The organism is Clostridium sp. JS66, assembly GCF_033561535.1.
Lineage (GTDB): Bacteria > Bacillota > Clostridia > Clostridiales > Clostridiaceae > Clostridium_AM > Clostridium_AM carboxidivorans.
Window position 1 is genome coordinate 679,680 of record NZ_CP131467.1, and the last position, 23,073, is coordinate 702,752.

Consider the following 23,073-nt stretch of genomic DNA (forward strand, 5'->3'; position numbering starts at 1 on the left):
ATTACATATATCATTTAGTTTAAATAGCATCAAGCTTTCTTTCTAGTTCATCAATAAGTTTTAAATATTTATCTTGTATATTGTTTAAAGCAGCATTTTTTTCAACTTCTTCAGATTTTTCATTTAGTATTTTTGCGTTTTCTTCTGTTAATGAACGTTCTGCAAATTTATATAAGGCTGTATCTTCACGTTCTATGTGTCGGGTTAGCAAATCTGTATAGGAAATTGAATTTGCAATTATGTCTAATTTTGCATCTTCCTTACCAGTTTCTAATCGCTTTAATGCATTTTCTAAATTTGTCATGTATAATCTACCTAAGTCATGTTCTACTAGCATTCCCATTATAGGGCCGTTTTTAATTTTTTCTCCAAGTTGATTACTTAAGAGATCAAATAATATATTTTCTTCCTTACTATGATGATGCTTATCTGCATAATTTCTAACAAAATCTATTATTTTATAGAAATCATTGTAATCTAAAGCTTCATTCTTTAATATTTTGTAACAGTATTTTCTTACTATTTTAAGCATTCTTTTAATATTTGTATGTTCTGCAACCATTATTTCTAGAGCATTCATTTAATCACTTCCTTCTAAGAAATTTTTCTAATTTCTTGAACCCTTTTATTGTTTACTATACTTACATTATATGAAAAATTACTATTTAAGGCTTTTATAAAGCATTCTATCCATGCATCTCGAAGAATATAAAAGTTATTTACATCTCCATTAACGCTATCCCAGTATTTACTGTGAAGGCAAAGATTTGTTCTCCACATATAAACCTCAGAATTATTTTCTAGTTCTTCTGTAACTCTATCACAAGGCATACCTTCTAGAATAGAATCATTTATAATATTATAGACTTCTTCTGGAGTATTAGGAATTAAATTTTGTCTATATTTATCTCCTAATTTACTACCTTGTTTTTCAAATATATTTATTAGATCTTCTTTATATTCTTCTGAAGAATTTAGTATTTTAGTAACCCATGCTGCCTGCCTGCCTTCTGCTTTTGAAATTTTATCCTGAAGCCATCCATGTATGTTTGAGGTATCTATCATATCTTCTAGAGGCTTATCTTCAACAGGATGACCAAAATCTTTATATATTTCTTCTTTCCAATTGTCTACAGGTAAACCTTTATGTTCAGCCCAGCTTACTATGTCACTTTCTAAACCTTCAAACCATTTAATTTTATCAAATAACCAATAATGAATTTTTCCTAAAAATAAACTCATAATTAACCTCCTGAATTATTATTTTAACTTTAATTTCATGTTTTTATTATATGTAAATATGTATTATAAATCAGTAACAAATGTTACTAGAGTTATAATACAATGAAATGTATGTATGAAATTGTCAATAATAATAGTTATATGATTTGCTGTAAAATAAATAGGTATGTATTAAGCATAATAAAGTTAAATTCACACAAAAATAAAGGAAATTCAGTTATACAAATAGAATATTAAAGGTGTAATATCCTTATATTATTAAAAAAAATAAAAATATATTGGCTTCCATAAAAGGAGGAAAATCTTTAGTGGTAATTGGAGAAAAATTTTACGAAAAGAGAAAAAATAATTATTTAAATTTAGTAAAAAAACAAAATAAAGCTATAAGTATTATGAGCACTGCAAGGCTTATTATTTTTTTGGTTGGAATTATATTAACAGTATTTTTATATACAAAAAAATATATTTATTTAAGTATAAGTTCATTTTTATGCTTTTTAGTATTATTTGTTTTTATAGTTGTTATCCATGGAAAAATTAAAAGGAACAGAAATTATTCTTTAGTGCTTAGTGAAATAAATGATAATTGTATAAAACGATTTAATGGTAAATGGAAGGATTTTGTTGATGATGGTGAGGAATTTGTAGATATAGATCATAATTATTCTTTTGATTTAGATATTTTTGGTAAAGGCTCTCTTTTTCAGTGGATTAATACTGCTAATACTTATTTAGGTAGAAGAAAGTTGAAAAACTCACTTTCTACATGTTTAAAAAATGTAGAAGAAATAGAAAAAAGACAAGAGGCCATAGAGGAGCTATCAAAAAAGCTTAAATGGAGGCAAAGATTTGAAGCTGAAGGAAAAGTTATAAATGAAAAAATAGTTGATCCGTCACCTATCATTAAAGTAGCAGAGAATAGAAATCCTGTTTATACCAATAAATATATAATTCTAATATTTAAGGTATTACCTGCAATTACAGTTGGTATGCTTATATTGCATTTTATGACTAATGGAGTATCTAGATCTGTACCCCTATTATTAATAGTTATTCAGATTTTTTTGCTTATCCCAAAGGCAGGTCAACGTTTTAAGAGTTTGGGAGTAGTTTATGAATTTAAAAAAAGTATAAAGATTTATGATAAAATGATAAAATTAATTGAGAAGGAAAAGTTTCATTCTGCATATTTAATGGAACTAAAAAGTAATCTTATAAATGATAAATATAAAGCATCTGAACAAATAAGAAAATTAGTAAAGTTATGTGATGTAATTTCTGATCGTAGAAATTCTATGTATATAATTATCAATATATTATTATTGTTGGATTATCAATATATGTTTGCATTAGAAAAATGGAAAGAGAAGTGTGGAGGAAATTTACAGAAGTGGATTGATACTATTGGACAGTTTGAGGAATTGAGCAGTTTATCAATTATAAATTATGATCATCCAAAGTGGTCTATCCCTAAAATTGTTGAAAATGATTTAGTATTTGAAGCTAAGCATATGGCACATCCACTATTAGGTGAGAAAGGCGTATGTAACAATCTTACAATTAAAAAGCCATCTACTGTAGGACTTATAACAGGTTCTAATATGTCTGGTAAAAGTACACTCCTTAGAACTTCAGGAATTAATTTAGTATTAGCCTATTCAGGGTCTGCAGTATTTGCTGAGAATTTTTGTTGTTCCATAATGGAAATATATACTTGCATGAGGGTTAGTGACAATCTAGAAAAAAATATATCTTCTTTTTATGCAGAACTTTTAAAAATAAAGAATATTGTTAAAGCTTCTAAAGAAAAAAGAAAAATATTTTTCCTATTAGATGAAATTTTTAAAGGAACTAATTCGTTAGATAGACATACAGGAGCTAAGGTTTTAATAAATAGCTTAAGTAAGAAGAAAACATTAGGCTTAGTATCTACTCATGATTTGGAATTAGGTGATTTGGAAGAGGAAAGTAATAATAAAATAAAGAATTATCATTTTAGAGAATATTATAAAGATAATAAAATTTATTTCGATTATAAGCTTCAAAGAGGTATATCAAAAACTAGGAATGCTCTTTATTTAATGAAGATGGCGGGAATAGAAATTGAACATGATATACAAAAATAAATATAAGCTTTAGGAGGGGTACTATATGTTTGATTTATTAAAGAAAGATTATTCTGTAATATCTCCTGCATCTGGTAAGGTATTGGAGTTGTCAGAGGTACCAGATGAAGTTTTTGCTAATAAACTTGCTGGAGATGGTGTTGCTATTGATTGTTCAGGAGATACAATAGTCTCACCAGCAGATGGTGTATTAACTATAATATTTAAGACAAATCACGCTTTTGCTGTTACCATTGATAATGGAGTAGAAATCTTAGTTCATATAGGAATAGATACGATACAAGTAGATGGTGAAGGATTTCAAAGAATAGCTAAAGAGGGGAGCATAGTTAAAGCTGGAGATCCTATAATAAAAATCGATAGGGAGATTATAAAAGAAAAAGGATTTTCTTTAATTACTCCAGTTTTAATTGTTAATGGTGACAGAGTTAAGAATATTGATAAAAATGTTGGAGTAAATGTATCAGCAGGAGAGGATATTATATTTACTTATAAAACTAAATAATTCAAATATTTATTTGGAGGTTTTTTATGATTTTTGTTAAGAATGATAATACCAATCCATATATCAATCATGCCATTGAAGAATATATGCTAAAAAATTTTGAAGAAGATTGTTTTATGTTATGGAGAAATGAACGTTGTATATTAATAGGAAAAAATCAAAATACTCTTTCGGAAATAAATATGAATTATGTAAAAAAACACAATTTACCTGTTGTAAGAAGGATGTCAGGTGGAGGAGCAATTTTTAATGATCTTGGAAATTTACATTTTACTTTTATAGCTAATAATAGTGAAAATCGTTTTGCAGATTTTTGTAAGTTTACATATCCTATTATAAATGCTCTAAAGAAAATTGGTATAAATGCTGATTTATCAGGAAGAAATGATTTAACCATAGATGGAAAGAAATTTTCGGGTAATGCTCAATACAACTATAAAGATAAAATTCTTCACCATGGTAGCATTTTATTTTCAGCTAGTATGAATGATTTAACATCAGCATTAAAAGTAAAAGATATAAAGTTTCAAGACAAATCAGTTAAATCTGTAGGAAGTAGGGTTACTAACATAAGTGAACATTTAAAGATTCCCATGAGTTTAGATGAATTTAAAGAGTTTTTGGCTAATTCTATTATGAGTGAACAGCAAGAAGTAAAAATTTACGAATTAACAGAAGAGGATTGGATTCATATAAAAAAGATTTCTGATGAAAAGTATTCTACATGGGAATGGAATTATGGAAAATCTCCTAATTTCAATTATTTTAATGAAAAAAAGTTTTTAGGAGGAATAGTACAGGCTAATATAAATGTGGAAAAGGGATTAATAAGCAGTATTAAATTATATGGAGATTTTTTTAGTGAAAGTGATGTTATTGAATTGGAAAATGTTTTTACTGGAATAAGATATAATGAAAAGAGTATAAGAGATGTTTTAAAGAATATATCAATTGAAAAATATATGAGTAATATTAATGAAGATAACTTAATGCAAGTAATGTTTAATTAATATATAGATTTTTTCAAAGGGGGATAAGATCATGCATCAAAGAAAACCAGAATGGCTAAGAGTAAAAATAAGAGGGGGAGAGATTTCTGGTAATGTTCAAGAAATACTAAAGAAATATTCGTTAAATACAGTTTGCAGAGAAGCAAATTGTCCAAATAGAATGGAATGCTTTAACAAGAGAACAGCCACATTCATGATACTTGGAAAGAATTGTACTCGTAATTGTACTTTTTGTAATGTAACAAAAGAAAAACCAGAGGTGGTTGATTATAAAGAACCGCATAATGTAGCACAAGCAGTTGATAAGCTAAATCTTAAACATACTGTTATAACTTCTGTAACAAGAGATGATATTGAAGATGGTGGAGCAGCACATTTTGCAAAAGTAATAGAAGAGATAAAAAAATTAAATAAAAATATCACTATAGAAGTATTAATACCTGATTTTAAAGGAAATAAAGAGGCTTTGAAAAAGGTGGTAAGTGCTAAACCTGATATAATAAATCATAATGTAGAAACAACGCCAAGGCTTTATAGAGAAGTAAGACCTATGGCAGTGTATGATAGATCATTGGAACTTTTACAGCAAGTGAAGGAAATGGATGATTCAATAATGACTAAGTCTGGCTTTATGCTAGGACTTGGAGAAAATGAAGATGATGTAATAGGAATACTTAAGGACTTGAAAAACATTAATTGTGAAATTGTAACTATAGGACAATATTTGGCACCTTCCTCAAAGCATCATCCAGTAGTAGAGTATGTGCATCCAGATACATTTAAAAAATATGAGAAAATAGCTTTAGATATGGGATTTAAACATGTTTTTTCTGCTCCTTTAGTTAGAAGTTCTTATTATGCAGAACAGGTATTTAATTATTAATTGTTTATTCGATAATAAAAAAGTTATCATAATGAAAAAATTCTCAAAATGGTACTAAAAAAGTATCGTTTTGAGAATTTTTTGCTGTTTTTACCTTGTAAAACATATGGCATAAAAATTGCTGCTATTTATTGTAAAGATAATCTATTTAAAGAAAAAATGAAGGGTTTTTTATTATAAGGTTGGGGGGATAAAATTATGCATATTCCAGATAATTATTTAAGTCCATCAACCTGTGCAGCAATGGGGGTTATTATGCTGCCAGTGTGGACAAAATCAGTAAAAAAGGTTAAAGAAGAAGTAAGTAAAAGAAAAATGCCTATACTTGGTGTATGTGCAGCTGTATCATTTCTTGTAATGATGTTTAATGTGCCAGTTCCAGGAGGCACTACAGCTCATGCAGTAGGAGCAACTTTAATAGCAATATTAGTAGGACCATATGCGGCAACTATATCTGTCAGTATAGCATTATTAATTCAGGCATTATTTTTTGGAGATGGTGGAATACTTGCTTATGGAGCAAATACGTTTAATATGGCTTTTATAATGCCCTTTGTCGGATATTACATTTATAGATTTATAAAAAATAGAGTAAACAGTGAAAAAGGTGAATATATAGCAGCATTTATTGGTGGCTATATGGGAATATTAGCAGCAGCCTTTTGCGCATCAATTGAATTTGGAATACAACCACTATTATTTAAAGACGCAGCAGGTGCAGCAATTTACTGCCCTTATACATTAAGCGTTTCAGTGCCAGCTATGGTTTTACCTCATTTACTTGTGGGAATACTAGAAGGAGCTATAACAGCAGGAGTTTATGCTTATGTAAAAAAGATGTCACCTGGTACTATATATGAAGGAAAGAAAACAAGCAAAAAATCTTTATATGGATTACTTGGTGCTTTAATAGTATTATGTCCATTAGGACTTTTAGCTAGCGGAACTGCTTGGGGAGAATGGGATGCAGAAGAAATGAAGTCATTAGTAGGATACGTACCTAAAGCTTTTCAAAATGGATTTAGTTTTAATGCAATAGCGCCAGACTATGCTCCAGGTGGAATGCCTGAAAGGTTCGGTTATATTGTTTCAGCTATAGCTGGAGTGGCAATTTTATTAATTATATTTAAAGTAATTGCTTCAGTTAAAAAGGAAAAAGATTTACAAAATAAAGCATCATAGAATTAATATTAAATGAAAGTTTTAAAGGCTGCAGCTTATGCAAATGTATTATAAGCTGTGGCCATTTAAATTTACATTAAAATTGATGGTATAGTATACTTATATTAAGTATACTATGAAGGGGAGAGTGTTATATGAATAAAGATTTGTGGAAAAAGTGTGTAGAATTTCACGGACATTCCTGTCCAGGCTTAGCTATAGGTTATAAAGTTAGTGAAGCTGCTAAAAAAAAGATGGGATTAGATTATTCTAAAGATGAAGAAATTGTTTGTGTAACAGAAAATGACGCTTGCTGTGTAGATGCAGTACAAGTATTAACAGGTTGTTCTATAGGCAAAGGAAACTTAGTTTATAAGGATTCTGGTAAAATGGCATTTACATTTTTCAATAGAAAGAATAATGAAGCTTTGAGAATAGTTTTAAAACCATTAGACAAGTCTGAAGATAGAGAAAAACGTATGGAGTACATATTGAATGCTGATATTGAGGACTTGTTCTTATTTAAGGCACCAAAATTTAAAATTCCAGAAAAGGCTAGACTTTTTAATAGCATTATCTGCGAAAACTGTGGAGAAAGTACTGCAGAACATAAGATAAGACTTATGGATGGCAAAAAGGTTTGCTTAGATTGCTTTAATGATTATTCAAGAGGGTTTTAGTAGGAATAAATTATATTCAAACATAAATAGAAACACTAAATTTTACATAAGTAAAGTTTAGTGTTTTTATTATTTCTTCTTTGATATTTGAGTTAGGTGCTTTCAATAAATATCCATTTATAACAACAGAATACTTACATTAGAGGCATAATGTGTCTAATATTTTTTAAAATTAAATACATACTAAAAACAAAGACTATATTGTTCTTGTAAAGCGAGGTGATATATATGGATAATAAAAAGCTTACACTACAACAAAATTTGGATAATATTAAGAATTTAATGGGAAATGGCATGGAATTAGTAACTAAAAGTTTTGTTATAGGAAATAAAAATCCTGTTGAAGCATCTATTATTTATGTAAATGGTTTGGTTAATAAAGACATGATAGATAAAGATATTTTAAGTCCATTAATGCTTCATGTACAAGAAGATTTAAGCAATATACCACAGATTGAAGAATATGTATGTAAAAAATATATAATTATGAGCAATACTCAATTAGAAACAGATATAAATAAAGCTGTAGATGCTATAAAAAGGGGGAAAACTTCAGTACTAATTGAGGGGCATAGCAGCTTTATTATAATAGATACTACTGGTGGAAACTTTAGATCTATAACTGATCCTATGAATGAAACTTCAGTAAGAGGTCCTAGGGATTCTTTTATAGAAAGTTTAGAAACAAATGTAAGCATTATAAGAAGAAGGTTAAAAGATAGAAACTTGAAAACAGAAAAAGTTATTATAGGTGTAAGATCTCAAACTGATTTAGTAATTATGTATATAGATGATATAGTAGATAAAAATTTATTAAAAAAAATAAAAGATAGGATATCAGTTATAGATGTGGATGGTGTTACAGCAAATTCTATTGTTGAACAACTTATAGAAGAACATCCCTATAGTATTTTTCCACAATCTTTTGCTACAGAAAGACCAGATATAGTGCAATCAAATTTATTGGAAGGAAGAATAGCTGTATTAATGGATGGATCACCTTTTGCTATGACTGTTCCAAGTTTGTTTGGAGATTTTTTTCAAACAGTAGAAGACTATTATCATAGAACATTAGTAGCATCCTTTGTTAGGATAATAAAATACATAGCAGGTTTTATAGTAATTACTCTTTCAAGTGTTTATGTAACTTTAATAAAATTCAATTCAGAACTAATACCATTAACTTTTATACAATCTATTATTGAATCGAGAAAGGGTATAGCATTAACTCCGTTTATGTCTATATTGTCTATGAATTTGGTTATAGAATTTTTAAGAGAAGGAGGACTTAGATTACCAAGCAAGATAGGTCAGACTATAAGTGTGGTAGGTGGAATTATTATAGGGGATGCAGCAATTAAAGCTAAAATTGTAAGTTCCCTTACATTACTTGTAGTTGGTATTACAACTGTAGCTTCTTTTCTAATACCTAATTATGAAATGTCTCTTTCCATAAGGCTTTTAAATTATCCTATGTTAATATTAGCTAATTGGTTAGGAGCACTAGGGATAGCCATAGGGTGGTTTTTTTTAATAGCTTATCTTTGTTCTTTAGACAGCTATGGAGTTCCTTATTTTTCTTTTCATAAGAGTGATTTAAAAGATATCCTTATAAGAGCACCTATATGGAAAATGAATAAAAGACCAGAAGCTATACCTAATAATAACCCTGTAAGACAAAAGAATTTCAGATGGAAATTTAGGAGGGGCAAAAATGGGTAATGATAAAGGGAATACAATAACTATTACCCAATTTGCGGTTATATTACTGGGAAGTATGATTGGAATTGGAATATTGACATTACCTAATGATGTAGTGAAAGCTGCAAAGCAGGATGGATGGATAGCATGTATAATAGGTATGATATATCCTTTATATATGATTACTATGGCAATGTATATGTGTAAAAAGTTTCCTAAAGACAATATACTAATATTAAGCAAAAGGTGCTTTGGAAAGATTTTAGGTGGAATTTTTAATTTTATATTTGTAATGTTTTTCTTATTTTTGTTGACAGAGGTGGCAGCAGGAACATGTAATGTTTTTTTAATATATGTAGTTAACTTTTTAAATAGAAAAAAAATAATAGCAATTATACTTTTGGTTCCAGCTTTTATTGCATATAAAGGTATTAATACCCTTGGTAAGGTAGGAGAAATTATTTTTTGTTGTACTTTTCCTATACTTTTTATTCCTATAGCAGCCTTAAAACAAGGTAGTTTTTTAAATATTATGCCTGTATTTAGTTCTGGAATAATAAATATACTAAAAGCATCTAAAGAAACTGCGTTTTCATATTCCGGAATAGAAGTCATATTCTTGATATACCCTTTTTTAGAAAACAGAGAAAAAATTAAACGTTACAGCATAGGGGCTGCAGTACTTACTTCAATTATTTATACTTGGATAACTTTTGTAACTATATTTTATTTGGGAACTGAAACTATTCCTAAATTTTTATGGTCTGTTGTAACACTATCAGAATCTGTAATAATACCTGTAATAAATAGCTTTAGATATATATTCATGATGTTATGGTCTCTTATAATGTTTAGAACTATGTCTAATTTTTATTTTATGTTGGTTTACGGATTAAGCCAATTTACTAAGCATATAAGTAGAAAACAATTTGTTCTTTTGATGTATCCAATAGCTTTTTATTTATCTATAAAGTATGGAAATCCAACTATAAGAAGAAGTTTTTTAAGCAAGACAGTTCCTTTATATGTGCTCTTTAATTTAGTATATGTTTCTGTCGTAGCTCTTTTACTTTTTATAAAAAAAGGAGATAAACATGAAAAAAAGGTTACACACTAAGTTTATTATTTCCATGATATTAAGTGGAATTTTGTTATGGAGCTTTATAGGATCAAAGGGGGAATTAGTAGAAAATCTATCTGTACCTATAGGAATAGGAATGGATATAGTAAAGAACACAAAACAAGATGAATTATATAGGCTTCCTATTGCAATATATGTTTTTGATCCTTCTGGTAATACAACAAGTAGTGTTATTGTTGGAGAAGCTAATACTATTGGAGGTACCAGGGAAAACAGACAGGTAAAAAACAATAAAAGATATTTACTAGGGCTGGAAAAAGTATATGTAATAAGTGAAGAATTTGCTATAGATGGAGTTCATGAACTTATAGATATACTAGTTCATAATCCTCAAATAAATGATAAGGCCTTTATGACAGTATGTAAAGGAAAATCCGAGGATATTTTAAAGTATAAAGTAGAGGGGTATGCTAATTCAACAGAATTTATAGAAGGAATGATTAAAAACTCTAATTATTTTAATTTTTTTGCACCACAATATACTATGATGGATTTAGTAGTGAGAATGGATGCAGAAGGAAGAAGCACTATACTTCCATACTTGGAGATAAAGGAAAATGGTCTTGAAATTACAGGCATTGCTGTATTTAAAAAGGATAAAATGGTGGCAAAATTAGATATTATGGAAGCTAAAATAGCCAATTTGCTTAGAGAAAACAAAGTACAAGGTATGTTAAGTATACAAAAAAATTCAAAAGAATATATAAATTATTATGCACAATCTAAAAGGAAAGTTAAATGTTATAAAGAAGGTGAAAAATTTAAATTTGTAATAAATTTAAATTTAAAAGGTACTATATCATCAAATGAACTATATAAAAATTTTAATAAAGATCCTAAAGTATTGAAAGAGTTTACAAATGAAATGGAAAGTTCAATAAAAAAAGAGTGTGAAAATTTTTTAAGTAAGGCTAAATGTGAATATAAAGTGGATTTTTTAGACTTAGGAAGAGTGGCAGCAGCCAAATACGGAAGGGAAACAGGAGTAGATTGGAATAAGACTATTTGTGAATCAGATATAGAAGTAAATGTAAAAGTTAAAGTTGATACTGAAGGCAGGGGAGAATATTAAATCTTTAAGGATTATTAAAAGGTGAAAAAATGGTTAAACATGCAAAAAAAAGTGTTAAAAATATAATTATTAAAATAGCTATTGTAATGATTTTTTTGTGGAGTTTTATAGGCGCTAAGGGTCAGTTGATAGAAGATTTAGCAATTCCTATAGGCATAGGATATGATTTAATAAAAAAAAGTGAGAAGGATATAGAATATAGTATTCCAATAGCTACATATATAACTGATCCTTCAGGTGGTATAAAAAGTGAGGTTATTATTGGAAAAGCTAAAAATCTAGGAGAGACCAGGGATAATAGAGAATTGAAATCTGAAAAAAAATTTGTAATAGGGTTAGAAAAAGTGCTTATAATAAGCGAAAGTTATGCTCGACAGGGTATTAACAATATTTTTGATATATTATTGACTACGCCTCAAGTAAATGATAAAGCAGTTATGATAGTGTGTAAAGAAAAAGCTGAAGATATTTTAAAGTATAAAATTGAAGGATATTCAAATCCTGCAGAATATATAGAATCATTGATTATAAATTCTAAATACTATAATTTTTTTACTGGTGAATATAATTTTATAAATTCAATAACAAGGGTTGGTGCTGAAGGAAGAAATTTAGTACTTCCTTATATAGAATTAAAAGAAAATTTACCTCAAATTACGGGTATTGCCATATTTAAAGGTGATACAATGATAGCAAAATTAGATCTACAGGAAGCTAAAATTGTAAATTTGCTAAGAAAAGATGGTGGAGGTGGAATATTTACTATAAAAAAAGGGTCTAAGAGATATATAGACTATGAGGCAAAAGTTAAACGAAAAGTTAAATGTTATAAGCAAGGTGAAAAATATAAATTTATAATTGATTTGAATCTAAATGGTACTGTAGCATCAAATGAATTATATGCAAATCTTAATAAAGATCCAAAAGTTCAGAAAGAATTTGTTAAAGATATGGAAGATTCAATAAAAAAAAACTGTGAGAATTTTATAAGTAGTGCTAAATCTCAATATAAAGTAGATTTTTTAGGTTTGGGTAAATATGCAGCTGCTAAGTATGGGAGGCATACTGGTGTGGATTGGAATAAGGTAGTAAGTGAATCTGACATATATGTAAATGTAAAGGTTAAAGTAAATGCTGAAGGTAGAGGAGAATACTAAAAAGGTATTATTAGTTTCAGTTATATAAAGCAAAAGCAAATTTTGGGGATAATTTTAGGAGAGAAATGAATGAATAATAAAGATATTTTTTTAACTGAAAATCAATTGACTTATATACTAGTTGGAAGCATGATTGGAAGTTCAGTGTTAACGTTACCTGCTGATGTTATAAAAGATGCTCAGCAGGATGGATGGATATCTTGTATATTTGGTTTAATATATCCTATATATATGATCTTTATAGCAAACTATCTTTATAAAAAATTTCCTAAAGAAAATATATTAATTTTAAGTAAAAAGTATTTTGGTAAAATCATAGGTACTATATTAAATTTTATATTTGTATTATTTTTTTTATTAATATTAACAGAAGCAGCTTCGGGAATAGCAAATTTACTTAAGATATATATGATATTTTTTTTAGATAAAAATAAAATTCTAATAACAATATTTTTGCCAGCAGCTTTTCTTGCATATAAAGGAATTAAGCCTCTTGGAAAGACTAATGAAATTATTTTTTATTTGACTTTTGTTTCATTTTTTATTCCTATAGTTGCTTTAAAAGAAGGTATGATGATAAATGTAATGCCTGTATTTGGTTCTGGTGTAGTTAATATGATTAGATCTACAAAAGAAACTGCCCTTGCTTATTCTGGTATGGAAATTTTATTTTTGATTTATCCTTTTTTAGAAGAAAATAAAAGTTTGAAGAAGTGTGGTTTAATGAGCTTGTTAATTACCGGAAGTGTATATACTTGGTTTACTTTTATTACTATATATTATTTGGGTATCGATGTTGTTCCTAAATTTATATGGCCTGTAGTTACTGCAACAGAAGCTTTAACACTACCTATTATAAATAGTTTTAGATATGTATTTATAGTAATGTGGACTTTAATAATGATTAAAATCATAGCAAATTACTATTATTCTTTTACTTTTGGATTAAATGAACTAATTAAAAAAGTACAGAGAGAAGATTTTATCCTTATTACGTATCCCATAATTTTCTATATATCTTCTAAATATGAAAATACTATAATAAGAGGTGCATTTGCTAGTAAGATTATACCTATATATGTATTATTTAATTTATCATATGTTTCTTTAATAGCACTTTTAATAAGTATAAATAATAGAAAAATTTTAATTAAAAAATAATTCATTCATCAAGTTGAATATTTACTATTTATGAATTAAAATATTAATATAGTTTTAATTTTTATTCCATTTGAAGAATGAGGATATTATTATGAGATTTGAATTGGTAAGGAATTTAAAGGGTGATGAAGTATTAGGAAAAACGTTATTTGACGGATATGGAAAGGTGCTTTTGCCTTCGGGCACAAAATTAAATACTCCATATATAAATAGAATAAAACAAAGTGGATTTTATTATATTTATATAGAAGATAACGAATTAGATGATGTTAAAGAAGATAAAAAAATTGATGAATTAAAGCAATCAACAATTGAAAGACTTCCTAGTATATTTACAAGTATAATTCAGGGGGATGTCAATACCATTAAAGAATCTTTTAAAATTGTAGAAAATTTAGCTGAATATATTGCTGAAGAAGGTGATATGAATACTAATTTGTATGAAATTAGTAGATATGATAACTACACATATATTCATTGTGTAGATACAGCAATTATGTCCATATTTTTAGGGCGTTCCTTAAACTTAAAAAAAGAAGAATTAACGGAATTAGGAATTTCAGCAATACTACATGATATAGGAAAAATAAAAATTTCAAATGGAATTATAAATAAAAAAGAACCTCTTACTGCGGAAGAGTTTGAAGAAATTAAAAAACATCCAGTATATGGTTATGAGATTTTAAAAGAAGCTGGAATAAATAATAAAAATATTTTATGTGCAGTAGCGCAGCATCATGAAAGAATAGATGGACAAGGTTACCCTAATGGAATAAGTGGAGATAAAATTTGGTATTATGCAAAAATTATTAGTGTTTGTGATGTTTTTACAGCCTTAAGTGCTAATAGAGCTTATAGAGAAAGATTCAATCCAAATGAAGCTTATGAGTATATAATATCCAATGCTAGTACTATTTTTGAAAGTAATATAGTACAAAAATTTAAGGAAAGTTTTTCTATTTATCCATTAGGGTGTTGTGTAAAACTTTCTAATGGAGTGGAAGGATATGTGGTAAAGCAAAATAAATATTTTCCAGACAGACCTGTTATAAGAGTTAAATATGATCATATTACAAAAGAAAAAATAACTAACTATGAAATCGATCTATTAACAACATATAATACAGTTATAGAATCTCTTGTTTATTAGAGTATACTATAAATAAAATAAAGGAGATTTATATGTTATCATTGCAAGACAATTATAATCAATTAAAGAATGATTATGAAAGCTATCAGAAAATGGCTGAAGGAATAATTCAAAAACAAAATGCTAAAATAATGGAGCTAGATAAAAAATTAGATATGATGTCTCTTATAGTAGAAATTAGCGAGTACATAAATAAGTGCCTAGGCAGCAGTGAGATTGTTTCTATGATAAATGACATAATGATAGGTATTTTAGGAGTTACATATTCTAGTGTTTATTTAGTACAAAATAGAAAATTAAAATTAAAAGTTTCTAATTTGAGAGATACTAATCATCACTATTCAGTCAATGATTTTAATAAAAAAAATTTTAAATTAGAAACCAGTATTTTTAATGATATTGAAAATATATCTGAAGATAAAAGCATTGAAATACATTCATCTATATTTATGCCAATTTATTTGAAAAATAATATTTTAGGTGCAATTGTAGTGGAACACAATAGGTATAATTATTTGACGCAAGAGCATATAAAACTTCTAACTGCCTTAAGTAACCATTTAGCTATATGTTTAGAAAATAATAGTCTTTACAATAAAATAAAAGAAAATTCACAAATAGATGGGTTGACCGGATTGTATAATAGAAGTTACTTTTTTTCTATTGTAGAAAATAAGCTAAAAGATTATAGAGAAAAAATTACAATAATTATGATAGATATAGATAATTTCAAAAAATGTAATGATACATTTGGTCATCAATATGGAGATTATGTTTTAAAAGAAATTTCTAAAGTTATAAAAGAAAATCTTAGAAAAGATGATATTATAGCTAGATATGGCGGAGAAGAAATAATAGTATATATGTTTGACATGAAAAATGTAAATGATATATACCGTAGAATGGATTATATAAGAAGTGTTATAGAAAAAAGTGTGATAAGTTATAAAAATATGGAATCTAATGTTACTGTTTCTATGGGAATAGGTATGAGTAACAAAACAGATACATCTTTAGAGAAAATTATAGAGAAAGCAGATCAAAATTTATATAAAGCTAAAGACCTGGGAAAAAATAGGGTAGTCTTTTAACGAAAAATATTATAATTTTTATAAAAAATACTGTTTCGATTATGTAAGCAGTATTTTTTAATTGGCAAAATACTATTTAATTATAAATAAGTTTAAAGTAATCTTTATAGGAAATAATAGAGGAGAATAACATTTTATATTGAATAATTAATAGAAGAAAATAAGTTTTTACTTACATAATAAATCAAGATTGGGTGATAAGTATGGAGACAAAATGGACAGAGGAACAAAGAGAAGCAATTTTTACAAAAAATTGCAATCTTCTAGTAGCTGCAGGAGCAGGAGCAGGAAAAACAGCAGTGCTTGTAGAGAGAATAATACAAAAAATAACGGATGATGAAGATGATGTAGATATAGATAAACTTTTGGTTGTTACATTTACTAATGCAGCTGCTTCTGAAATGAGGGAAAGAATTGGAGATGCTATTTCAAAAAAGTTGGAGGTTGTGCCTGAATCAAAAAATCTTCAAAAGCAGCTGATGTTGTTAAACAAATCAAATATAATGACTATACATTCTTTTTGTCTTCAAGTTATTAAAAATAATTTTCATATCATAGATTTAGATCCTAATTTTAGAGTTTGTGATGAAACTGAATCCATACTTTTGAAACAGGAAACCATTGATGAAATCTTTGAGGATAAATATGAGCAAAGTGATGAAGGGTTTATGCAACTTGTAAAATGTTATGGAGGAAAAAATGACTTTAAAGTTGAAAATATGATATTGGATTTATATGAGTTTGCTAAAAGTAATCCCTGGCCTGAAAAATGGATTTCAACAATGACAGAAAGATTTAATGTTGGAGAGAGTTTTAACTTTGAAAAATCTCATTGGTTCCCTGTAATTTTAGACTATATGATAGTTGAATTACGAGGTTGCAAAAGTAAAATGGAGAAAGCAATAGAAATAGTAGAAAATGCTCAAGGTATAGATTACTATTTTGAGCCTATGAAAAAGGATTTGGAAAATATAAATAATATAATGCAATGCAGAAATTTAGAAGAGTTAAAATATCAATTTGATAATTTACAGTTTGAAAAACTTCCTGTGAAAAGGAATAAGGATGCTGATAAAGAAGCAAAGGAAAAATCAAAGAAAATAAGAGATGATGTAAAGAAAAAAATTACTGAAATATCAGAAGATATTTTTTTGAAAATGAGCAGTATGGGTAAGGACTTAAAAGAAATGTATCCTAAAATGAAGTCTTTAGGAAAAATAGTAATGGAATTTGATGAAAGATATGGTGCTAAAAAAAGAGAAAGAGGATTAGTTGATTTTAATGACATTGAACATTTTTGCCTTAATATACTTATAGATACAGACGAGAATAAAGATATAACACCTTCAAAAATAGCATTGGAGTATAGGCAAAAGTTTGAGGAAATACTTATAGATGAATATCAAGATAGTAATGAAGTACAAGAAGTAATTATGAATGCTATCTCTAAAAAAAATGACATACCAAATACATTTATGGTTGGAGATGTGAAACAAAGCATATACAGGTTTAGGCAAGCTAAGCCAGAATTGTTTTTAGATAAATATAATAGGTATTCAGATAATAGAGTGGGAAATGAGAGAAAAATAAGGCTTTTTAAAAATTTTAGGAGCAGACCTGAAATAATTTTTGCAGTTAATTATGTATTTAATCAGATAATGTCCGTGAATATAGGTGAACTTGAATATGATGAAGGAGAAATGTTAAAAAGTGGAGCTGAGTTTCCTGAATTAGAAGGAAATATCATGGATGCTGAAAGTAAAATAGAACTTCACTTATTAGATAAAAAAGATAATGATGTGTGTGAAGACAATAGTCAGAATCCAGAAGGTGTCCTAACTGAAAATATTAATGAGGAAACTCCAGACAATATACAAATAGAAGCCAGATTAGTAGGAAAAAGAATAATAGATTTAATAAATAATGAGAAATTTAAGGTGTACGATAAAGACGAAAAAAAGTATAGAAATGTTACGTATAAAGATATAGTAATCTTATTAAGAACTACATCAAATTGGGCACCTACTTTTGTAGAAGAACTTAAAAGTTTTGGTATACCTGTATTTGCAGATACTAATACTGGGTATTTTGATAATATAGAAATAAGAACTGTAATTTCTCTCCTTCAGATAATTGATAATCCTATTCAAGATATACCTCTGTTATCCATACTTAGATCTCCTATAGAGGGATTTTCATCAGAAGAAATTATAGATATAAGAATGGTAGATAGAAATATAAATTTCTTTAGTGTATTAAAGATAATAATAGAAAGTGATGATACAGATGAGAGAATTAAACATGTAAGCAAGGAACTCAAGGATAAGGTAAGCAATTTTCTAAGAAAGCTTAAGAAATGGAGAAAAAAATCTTTATACATGCCTATTGATGAATTTATATGGTACGTTTACACTGATACAGGATACTATGGCTTTGTTGGGGCTATGTCTGGAGGAAAACAAAGGCAGGCTAACTTAAGAATTTTGTTCCAAAGAGCTAAACAATATGAAAGTACAAGTTATAAAGGATTATTTAATTTTATAAATTTCATAAACAAGATAAGAAATAGCAGTGGAGATATGGGAAGTGCTAAAATTCTTGGAGAAAATGAAGATGTTGTAAGAATTATGAGTGTACATAAAAGCAAGGGATTAGAATTTCCTGTAGTTATACTTTCGGGAACAGGTAAAAATTTTAATTTAATGGATATGAACAGAAGTGTACTCTTTCACAGTGAACTAGGGTTAGGACCAGAATATGTAAACATAGATAGAAGGATTAGTTATCCAACTATTGCTAAACAGGTACTTAAAAAGAAAATAAAAGTTGAAACCCTATCTGAAGAAATGAGAATATTATATGTAGCACTTACAAGAGCAAAAGAAAAACTTATAATAACAGGTACTGCTAAGGATCTAGAAAAAACTTCAGAAAAATGGTGTGAAGCTATAAAGTATGAAGAAGGAAAAATACCTGAATATGTGGTGATAAATGCTAAAAACTATTTAGATTGGATAGTACCAGCTGTAGCTAAGCACCCATCTGGAAAGGTTATAAGAGATATTGGTGGTGTGCAGAATTTTGAACCTTTAGTAGATGATAAGTCTAAATGGTGTGTTAAGTTTTGGAAAAAGGAAGATTTTAAAAATGATCTGTGTGATGAAAATGAGAAAGAAGATATAATTAAAATAGTAAAAGATGAAGCGTTAAATGGTGGTAATAGCATATATTATGAGGAAGTTAATAGAAGACTCAATTGGCAGTATAAATACAAAGAGTCCTGCAATATACCATCAAAGTTTTCTGTATCAGAGATAAAGAGAAGATTCGATTTTCTATCAGCAGACGAAGGCAGTTCATTTTTAGTTGATTCTAGTAAATTAAATAAACCTGCATTCCTTCAGAAAACAACAAAGTTATCAGCAGCAGAGAAGGGGACAGTGCTACATACTGTTATGCAGCATGTAGATTTGAAAAAGGTTTCTAACTATGAAGAGATATCTAACCAGGTGAATGACTTAGTAAATAGAGAATTTATAACTAGAGAAGAAGCTAATTCAATTAACATAAATAAAGTATTAAGTTTTTTTAACTCTACTCTAGGAAAAAGAATGATAAAATCAAAAAAAGTTTTGAGGGAAGTTCCTTTTATTGTAAGTTTAGATAGCATTGAGCTTTACAAAGATTTGCCAAAGGATGTATATGAAGGAGAAAAATTACTTTTGCAGGGAATAATAGATTGCTATTTTGAAGAAGATGATGAATTAGTGCTTTTAGATTATAAAACAGATTATGTAGATGATTTAGATAAAATCAAAGAAAGATATTCAGTTCAAATTCAGTGCTATAAAAATGCGCTTGAAAGATTAACAGGAAAAAGTATAAAAAATAAATATTTATATTTATTTTTTAATGATAAGATATTGGAACTTTAATTTAAATTCAAATTAATAAAATTAGGAGGAAAATAGTAATGAAAAATAAAATAATATCATTGTCTATAACATTATTCCTAGCTATATTATTAATAACTGGTTTTATAATATCTTATATTTCACAAAATATGCTTAGAAATATACTTTTATCTAAATCAAGTAATAGTGGAGAAATAAGTTCTATAATGTCTCAGTTTAATTCTAAAAGTACACTTATAGTTCTTATTTCCATGGTAATATGTGCATTAATATTATCAGTTATAATTGCAATGTTTTTAAATAGCATATTTATAAAAATTGACAAATTAAAATATGATTTAAATAAGATATCACAAGGAGATTTAGCTATAAAATTAAAATCAAAGGGATATATGTCTACTTTAGCAGATAGTATAAATATTGTGGTAGGAAATACTAGAAAAATTTTATGTGAGATAGCAGAAATGTCTCAAAAAACTAGAGATTTGTCTAGCAATCTAAATAAGAATACAAAACAAACTTTATCATCATCAAATGAAATAACTAAATCTATAATTGCGATTAGTGAATCAGCTTCAGTACAATCTGGAAATGCAGAAAGCACAGGAGAAAGTGCAAAGCAAATGGTAAGTAATGCTGAAATTATAGCTGAGCATGCCCAAAATACTGAAAATATTGCAAAGGAAATGATTAATGTAATTAATGAAAGTGTTAAAGTTTTTGATGAAATAATTGTGAAAATTAAGGGGACTGGGGATGTGAGTGTAAAGCTTGCTAACAATGTTGAGACACTTCAAAGTGAGGCTGATGCAATAAAAAATATTGCTACAGTGGTAACTGAAATAAGTGAACAAACAAATCTTTTGGCTCTAAATGCATCTATTGAAGCAGCAAGAGCAGGTGAGCATGGAAAAGGATTTGCTGTAGTAGCAGATGAAGTTAAAGAATTAGCAGAACAATCCTCAAGCTCTGCAGAGGAAATAACAAAAATTATTGATAACATAACTTTAAAAATAGCTCAAATAACTAAAGAAGCTAATGAGCAAGCAGAAAGTACAAAGAAGGATATAAGATTTGCAGATGAATCTAAGAATTCATTTTCAAAAATCAAAGGGTCAACTAGTTCAACTTATGATGCTATTAATGAAATACATAAGTTAGCTAGCCAAACATCATTAATGTCCGATAAGGTTAATGAACTAATAAATGATATCATTTCAGCTAACGAAGAATCAGTAGCATTTACACAGGAAGTTTCTGCGTCAGCACAGGAACAATCAGCATCAATGGAGAGCCTTTCTGAGTTAATAAGAAATATGAATGATGCAGCAGATAGTGTAGATTTAAGGCTTAAAGATTTTATAAATAACATAGAAATAGGAGAAAATGAAAAAAAATCTATTAAGTCTGGATTCTTAAAACTGAAAAGTATAACTGAAGAAATAAATTCTAAATCTTTGCCAATAGATGGGGCTTCACAGTTATTAAAGGAAAAAGAAAATTTATATAAAGAATTTGAATATATAGGTGTGATGGATGAGAAAGGTATTATGAAATCTGCTAGTAAGCCTATATCATATGAAAATAATAACTATTCATTTAGGCCTTATTTTAAAGAGGCAATGAAAGGGAATGAATATTATACTGAACCATATATATCTAATGTATCCTTTAATTATTGCATTGCCATAGCAGTACCATTTAAAAATAAGTTTGGAGAAATTGATGGAGTTATTATGGCAGATTTGATTATAGAAAAATAGGATTATACCATATGTGTCATTTTTATTAATTAATTGTTCAGAAAAAGTTAATCCTTTATTTTCAATATATTCTTATTTTTTACCACAATATATGTAATTTATTGAAAATTATTCATTGATGTAAGGATGTAATTATTACATAATGATGAGTAGATGTGTCAATTAGTTTTTGGATTTGTTGTGGAGGAAAGTAAAGAATGAGAAAGATTTTATTAAGCAGAAAGTTTTTAAAGGATTTGGATTATATAATGTTATTCGCAGCTATACTTATTGTATGTTTTGGTATAGCTAATATTTTTAGTGCAACACACAATAAGTGTGGATTCAGCTATTTTGAATTGCAATCTATTTGGTTAATTGTTGGAGTTATAGTTGTATATATACTGCTAAATTTTGATTATAAAACAATAGGTTCATATTGCGGATTTATATACTGGAGTGGAGTAGCGCTATTGTTATTTAATGATATAACAAGTAGAGCTGTTAAAGGTGCTGCTTCTTGGATAAGAATAGGAAATAGAGCCATAGAACCTGGTGAATTTGTAAAAATAGGTCTAATATTAATGCTTGCTAAAAAATTAGATGATATGGAAGGTAACATTAATAATATAAAAAACTTTTTAACCCTTTGTGCATATGCTGCTATACCAATGATTTTAATTATAGTACAACCTAATTTAGGTATGGCTTTAATATGTTTTTTTATAACATTAGCTATATTTTTTATAAGTAACTTAAATTTAAAAGTTATAATATATGGATTTTTGTCCATGATTCCAATAAGTGTATTTATATGGTTTAGTGGTTTAATGAAAAGTTATCAGAAAGACAGAATAATTTCATTTTTAAATCCAGAATTGTATCAACAGGATACAGCATTTCAATTAATGCAATCAATTATAGGTATAGGATCTGGAAGGTTGTTTGGCAGTGGATATTTAAAAGGTGTACAAGTGTCAGGAGGTTATATACCTGAGGTTCATACTGATTTTATATTTGCGGTGGTAGGAGAAGAATGGGGATTGATTGGAGCTGTTATTCTGCTGATTTTTTTTGGTATATTGTTGTATAGAATGATTAATGCAGCTAAGGAATCTAAAGATATTTTTGGAAGACTTATATGTGTGGGAACAGCAGCATCCTTTATATTTTCTATATTTCAAAATATAGGTATGACAATAGGTATTATGCCAATAGCAGGAATTACTCTACCTTTTATGAGTTATGGAGGAAGTTCTATTTTAACTAATTTTATATCATTAGGATTAGTTTTAAATGTGTATATGAGAAGAAGAAAAATTAATTTTTAAGGTTGC

At 27.7% G+C, this 23,073-nt stretch carries 18 protein-coding genes; 16 read left to right on the forward strand and 2 right to left on the reverse strand.

Going from position 1 to position 23,073, the window contains the following annotated elements; genetic code table 11:
• Positions 1–19: 19 nt before the first annotated feature.
• Together Q6H37_RS03040 and Q6H37_RS03045 are read right to left on the reverse strand one after the other, a co-directional pair.
• On the reverse strand, positions 20–580 hold the full coding sequence (locus Q6H37_RS03040) for a hemerythrin domain-containing protein (RefSeq protein WP_318739110.1): 561 nt from the start codon (positions 578–580) through the stop codon (positions 20–22).
• A 14-nt stretch (positions 581–594) separates the two neighbouring features.
• Positions 595–1,242: a hypothetical protein gene (locus tag Q6H37_RS03045; protein ID WP_318739111.1), complete on the reverse strand. Its 648-nt coding sequence runs from the start codon at positions 1,240–1,242 to the stop codon at positions 595–597.
• 308 nt (positions 1,243–1,550) lie between these two features.
• Here Q6H37_RS03045 and Q6H37_RS03050 point away from each other — a divergent pair, with 308 nt between their 5' ends.
• The 16 genes from Q6H37_RS03050 to rodA all read left to right on the forward strand — a co-directional run bounded on the left by Q6H37_RS03050 (position 1,551) and on the right by rodA (position 23,067).
• A complete protein-coding gene (locus Q6H37_RS03050; RefSeq protein ID WP_318739112.1) occupies positions 1,551–3,368 on the forward strand; it encodes a MutS-related protein in 1,818 nt (605 codons plus the stop codon).
• 25 nt (positions 3,369–3,393) lie between these two features.
• On the forward strand, positions 3,394–3,873 hold the full coding sequence (locus Q6H37_RS03055) for a PTS glucose transporter subunit IIA (RefSeq protein ID WP_318739113.1): 480 nt from the start codon (positions 3,394–3,396) through the stop codon (positions 3,871–3,873).
• A gap of 26 nt (positions 3,874–3,899) precedes the next feature.
• Positions 3,900–4,883: a lipoate--protein ligase gene (locus Q6H37_RS03060; protein WP_318739114.1), complete on the forward strand. Its 984-nt coding sequence runs from the start codon at positions 3,900–3,902 to the stop codon at positions 4,881–4,883.
• Between the two features lie 31 nt (positions 4,884–4,914).
• Positions 4,915–5,766: a lipoyl synthase gene (gene lipA / locus Q6H37_RS03065; RefSeq protein WP_318739115.1), complete on the forward strand. Its 852-nt coding sequence runs from the start codon at positions 4,915–4,917 to the stop codon at positions 5,764–5,766.
• Positions 5,767–5,964: 198 nt separating this feature from the next.
• Complete coding sequence (cbiM, locus tag Q6H37_RS03070) at positions 5,965–6,948, forward strand: cobalt transporter CbiM (protein WP_318739116.1); 984 nt, start codon at positions 5,965–5,967, stop codon at positions 6,946–6,948.
• A gap of 134 nt (positions 6,949–7,082) precedes the next feature.
• Positions 7,083–7,607, forward strand: coding sequence for an FmdE family protein (locus Q6H37_RS03075; protein WP_318739117.1), 525 nt, complete (start codon positions 7,083–7,085; stop codon positions 7,605–7,607).
• A gap of 228 nt (positions 7,608–7,835) precedes the next feature.
• The gene (locus Q6H37_RS03080; RefSeq protein WP_318739118.1) at positions 7,836–9,329 is read left to right on the forward strand and encodes a spore germination protein; all 1,494 of its coding nucleotides are present in this window, start codon (positions 7,836–7,838) and stop codon (positions 9,327–9,329) included.
• A complete protein-coding gene (locus Q6H37_RS03085) occupies positions 9,322–10,425 on the forward strand; it encodes an endospore germination permease (protein WP_318739119.1) in 1,104 nt (367 codons plus the stop codon). Before Q6H37_RS03080 ends, Q6H37_RS03085 begins: the two co-directional genes overlap by 8 nt.
• Positions 10,403–11,521 (forward strand): Ger(x)C family spore germination protein, encoded by a 1,119-nt coding sequence (locus Q6H37_RS03090; RefSeq protein ID WP_318739120.1) that lies wholly within the window; start codon positions 10,403–10,405, stop codon positions 11,519–11,521. The genes Q6H37_RS03085 and Q6H37_RS03090 overlap by 23 nt, the downstream gene beginning before the upstream one ends.
• A 29-nt stretch (positions 11,522–11,550) precedes the next feature.
• On the forward strand, positions 11,551–12,678 hold the full coding sequence (locus Q6H37_RS03095; protein WP_318739121.1) for a Ger(x)C family spore germination protein: 1,128 nt from the start codon (positions 11,551–11,553) through the stop codon (positions 12,676–12,678).
• A 69-nt stretch (positions 12,679–12,747) separates the two neighbouring features.
• Positions 12,748–13,839 (forward strand): GerAB/ArcD/ProY family transporter, encoded by a 1,092-nt coding sequence (locus tag Q6H37_RS03100; RefSeq protein ID WP_318739122.1) that lies wholly within the window; start codon positions 12,748–12,750, stop codon positions 13,837–13,839.
• Positions 13,840–13,930: 91 nt separating this feature from the next.
• Positions 13,931–14,989, forward strand: coding sequence for an HD-GYP domain-containing protein (locus Q6H37_RS03105; protein WP_318739123.1), 1,059 nt, complete (start codon positions 13,931–13,933; stop codon positions 14,987–14,989).
• Positions 14,990–15,021: 32 nt separating this feature from the next.
• Complete coding sequence (locus Q6H37_RS03110) at positions 15,022–16,080, forward strand: diguanylate cyclase (RefSeq protein ID WP_318739124.1); 1,059 nt, start codon at positions 15,022–15,024, stop codon at positions 16,078–16,080.
• Between the two features lie 203 nt (positions 16,081–16,283).
• On the forward strand, positions 16,284–20,015 hold the full coding sequence (gene addA, locus Q6H37_RS03115) for a helicase-exonuclease AddAB subunit AddA (protein WP_318739125.1): 3,732 nt from the start codon (positions 16,284–16,286) through the stop codon (positions 20,013–20,015).
• Between the two features lie 38 nt (positions 20,016–20,053).
• Entirely contained in the window at positions 20,054–21,757 is a 1,704-nt protein-coding gene (locus tag Q6H37_RS03120) for a methyl-accepting chemotaxis protein (protein WP_318739126.1), read from the forward strand.
• Positions 21,758–21,954: 197 nt separating this feature from the next.
• On the forward strand, positions 21,955–23,067 hold the full coding sequence (gene rodA, locus Q6H37_RS03125) for a rod shape-determining protein RodA (protein WP_318739127.1): 1,113 nt from the start codon (positions 21,955–21,957) through the stop codon (positions 23,065–23,067).
• The last annotated feature ends 6 nt before the right edge of the window (positions 23,068–23,073 follow it).